At 49.4% G+C, this 4,188-nt stretch carries 3 protein-coding genes; all 3 read right to left on the bottom strand.

Annotated elements, in window-relative coordinates:
* Window positions 1-1,500: GAF domain-containing protein (locus ACYC56_RS12770; protein WP_461374558.1), on the bottom strand; the 1,500-nt coding region annotated here is incomplete at its 3' end.
* A gap of 602 nt (window positions 1,501-2,102) precedes the next feature.
* A complete protein-coding gene (locus ACYC56_RS12765; protein ID WP_461374557.1) occupies window positions 2,103-3,374 on the bottom strand; it encodes a CapA family protein in 1,272 nt (423 codons plus the stop codon).
* Window positions 3,375-3,450: 76 nt separating this feature from the next.
* On the bottom strand, window positions 3,451-4,188 hold a 738-nt coding region (locus ACYC56_RS12760; RefSeq protein ID WP_461374556.1), incomplete at its 5' end, for a L,D-transpeptidase.

The following is a 4,188-nucleotide window of genomic DNA, read 5'->3' as shown; positions in this document are numbered from 1 at the left end:
GTCGCTGACCATAACCTGCCCGATAAACTCATCATTCGAATCTAGAAGTGGCACACCAAGCACATCACAGATGGGCATATGATGTTCGGGCAATCCTTTACTATGCGGATGGGCTGAGATGTTGTTCAGGCGGATAGGCTTCTTTGTCCTGAACAACTCGCTATAAAGACCGTCGTGCGTAGAGAAATCAACTCCTAAGCGCTCGACTTTGCAGGACTGATTTCCATCGGTGGACCAGGATAAGGTGGGCGCTTCATCCATCGAGTTCCTAAACAAAATGACCCCGCTAACCGTACAGTTAAGTAATATTCTGGCCGATTTGGCCAATTGCTCGGCCATCTCCTGCGGATTGCTCTCACTGGTTACCCGCTGAGAAAAATCATTGAGCATCCGCAACTGGGTGGCGTAATCTTCCATTTTCCGTCTGGTTTCGACTTGCTCATAATAGAGCCTGGCGTTTTCTATCGCTACGGCGACATGGCGGGCGACGAACTCGAGTTCGTCGAAATCGTCTTCGGCAAACGCCCTTTCCTCCCGGAAGCTTACTGCGGACAGAGTAGCTAAAACCCTGCCCCTTGAGATAACCGGAACCATGATCAACGACTTCACACCAACTTCAATAAACTCTGGTAACGCCCATGTATGCACGGGATAATCGTTGATCAACACCCTCCTTGGATACTCAAAGACCCTCCGCGCAATGGTCTGCTTCGTCAGAAGTATCTCTTCCGTCTCGGGGGGCATGTTATAGAAATATGCGGCTTCGATGACAGTGCCGTCTTTGTTGCCGAGGTTGATGATCGCGGCGTCGGTGCCAAAAATATCGGTCGTGTAGCGGGCGACTTTGCGTATGATCACCGCTAAATCCAGGTCTCTGATGAGATCGATTCCGATTTCGTTAATCATCTGCAGCCGCTGAACGCTATTCTTTAATTCCAGCTCCACCTTTTTCTTCTCTTCGAAGAGCAGTGCGGTGTCCAGCGCAATGGCAATATGGTTGGCAAAGGCCGATACGACCGAGTTAAACTCATCCTCGGTAAGGCCTTTCTTACTGATGGTTTCTGAAGTAATACCTATGACCCCTATCCTGCGTCCCCCAACCGAGAGCGGGAAAACCGCAAGCGCAGGGGCATCATCAGGTAAGATCGTTGTGGTAGGGATGAGTGCGAGATACTTTTCGGCTTTTAGCGTTACTTCAGGTTGTTGGGTTAAGAACGCTATACCCGAGATGCCTTCGCCTGGACGCACCGAGAAGGCTCTAAACACTTCTTCGCTCGGGCCCCAGAAGCGTTCGATTTTAAGAAGGTCATCCTTTGAGTCATAAAGAAAGAGCCATCCGGCCTTTGCGTCAAACAACCGTTGGGCTTCTACAACAATAATATCCGCAAGCTCATCGAGTGAGAGCTTACCGCTTATCAGCCTCGCCGATTCGATGAGCGATGCAAGTAATTCCTCATATGTTTGACCAGTAATTCTGGCAAAGTTCCTTTCAAAAACCACGATGCACCAGCCTTATTAGTAAAGCTTTAAACACTACCCGGTTACTATAATGCCTACCAGCGATTAACCGTATTTGAGAAACTTTTCGCAAGCTTTCAAATACGATTCTAAATAATTGCGATGAGCTGCTGATAATGCTGCGGGCTTGATTGGTTGGTGAATATGTTTGGGCAGAACCCAATTTTCAAGATACCTGACTATTGCATGTAGTGTGTCGTCAGCAAAAAATAAGCAGAAAGAGAACTTCTTAAGGGATTACATGATGCAAATATTATACTATACTAAGCCCGCCTATTAAGGCAATAGCAAGTTATATTTGCCAGCGTTAATATTATGTAAATAAGCATGTTAGTTGACCCGCTATCGCCTATTCAGCCCATACGTGCCATCCGCACGTTGTATCAGCACCGCCTACTCTCATTTAACAGGTATCACTTATCACTATAAATAAGCCGGTCGGCCAATAAAATTCTAAAACATTTTCGTAACGGGTATAAGTAAAGCGGGAGTTAATGGATAAGCCGTTCTTAAGGGGGTGACCGAGAGAACGCGAGAGATCGATTAGTGATTCAAAGCCGCCGGCTTTGTTACTGTTGCCTGCGTCAGGTGACTTGCGCCGTGTTCCCGACGATATTCACGTTTGTCGCTAAGGGGTCCGACAGATCCTTTAGTTTTTGCAAGATGGCTCCCGCAGCGCATCCGGTAGCAAGGCTTGGCTTGCCGGATGGATCGACGGAAATTGGAATGACCTCCGCCTTAATGATCATGCCTTTAGCAAGCGAGAGCTTAAGAACGAACGCCTGGCCGGAATTCCCTGAGCCGCTGGGGTAAATAAAATTGCCGGGGCTGTATGCAATACATCTGCCGTTATATATCTCGATTCCCTGCATGATATGCGGGTGGCTTCCGATTACGACATCGGCGCCGGCATCGATAGCCCTTTTAGCGAACTTTCGCTGGGAACTCATAATCTCGGTGCTGCCTTCGTCGCCCCAATGACACGACACGATCAGGTAATCGTTCTGCCTGGCGGACTCCTTGATGAGACTGTCGATGTAAGAACGTCTCTTATTGGCAGCAATCCCTGCTTTATCCTCTTGAGCGCGGGCGTTGTCGGGCGCTATCGAGGAAAGCGCGAGAAACGCTACTTTCTTCCCTTTAATAGTAAGCACTGTGCGTGTATAAGCTTGCTGTGAGTTGCTGCCTGCCCCCGCGTGGGCGATTCCGGCCCGGTTGAGGCGGGTAATCGTATCGATTAGACCCGCAGTACCATAGTCCATCATGTGGTCGTTGGCAAGAGACACCAGGTTGATGCCCGCATTTTTCATGCCGGTGGCGGCTTCGGGCGCTCCAAGAACGGCCGATTTATTTGATCCCGGTGTCTGGCTTCCTGGAGAGAGCGGTGATTCAAGATCACCTACGACTACATCGCCCGATTGCAGGACCTGGGTGATATCCGAGAATATGTCTTGTGCGCCTTTGTCTCTAAGCGTATCCCCAATCTGGCCATTGAACGCCATATCGCCGACACCGACGAAGAATATCGTGTCCGTAGCTTCCTTCTGAAAGGTCGTTGGGTTCGTGGTCGTGGTAGCGGTTATAGCCAGGTTGCTCGTTGGCGGGGTTCGCTTCTCGATCTTTTTCGCCAGAACTGTCGTGGCGGCTAATTTTGCTGCGGAGTTTTGAACCGCCGGCTGCGGTTTAAGAAACCATACCGCTAGGGCGACTATCGGGATAATAATCCAGCCCAGCATCAGCATTTGCGTGCGCAGCCGTTTCATTATCTCTTGCTCTATTTGTTTTTTCTCAGTTCTACTGAAGCTGGTTTCGCTAAGCTGAATGTCTTTCTGATTTTCAAAGCCATAGTGTTGCATAATTACCTAGCGCTTATTCTACAATAAGCTGGAAAATTTTGCTAGTCCTATTTTTATATTTCGCCCACCTACTACATTATGGTTGCGTTACGACGTGATCCCCAACGTCAACCTGGGGCCAGAGTTCGAGGACCTCTTTGTTTCGCATGCGGATACATCCATGTGAAGCCCTGGTACCGATGACCCAGGGCTCGTTTGTCCCATGGATTCCATAGCGGGTGTACTCATAGGTACCATGCATTAATCTGTAAAGACGCATTTTGCGGGGTCCGTAGACACCTTTGGGGTCTGTTTTATACTTCTGTCCGACTATCCACTCGGCATTCGGCGTCGCCATGCCGTCCCTGCCGATTGCCACCTGGTAGATCTTTTTCATAAAGCCGTCGATAATCCAATAGAGGCTGAACTCGCTTTTATCGATGACTATAAGGTGGTTGTAGCCGGACGGGGCTTGCAGGCAGTAGTAGCTCACAACGCCGGTTGATGTGAATGCCGAACCGTTCTTGGTTCTCACACTTATAGAGTAAGTGCGGTTTATAGCTTTGAGTCCGGTAAACGTTACCGTGTTTGAACCGCCGGCATGCTTAGTCTGGGCAAGCTTTCCATCGACCCATAGCTCCTGTGCGGATGACTCGGGGTCGATCTGTGCGGTCACCGAGTAGTCCTTAGTAAATACAACCTGTTTTCGTCGTGGGAACGTTATCGTCGGTTTCGGCAGATACGGCGCAATGTAAGCGGGATAGCTACCGCCCTCTTGCGGTTCTTTGTAGAGGATATTCCAGATGAGAGCCGAAGCCTCCGCCCTGGTAACTAT

This window comes from Candidatus Aquicultor sp. (assembly GCF_054640775.1).
This window is presented reverse-complemented; position numbering and strand designations above follow the sequence as displayed.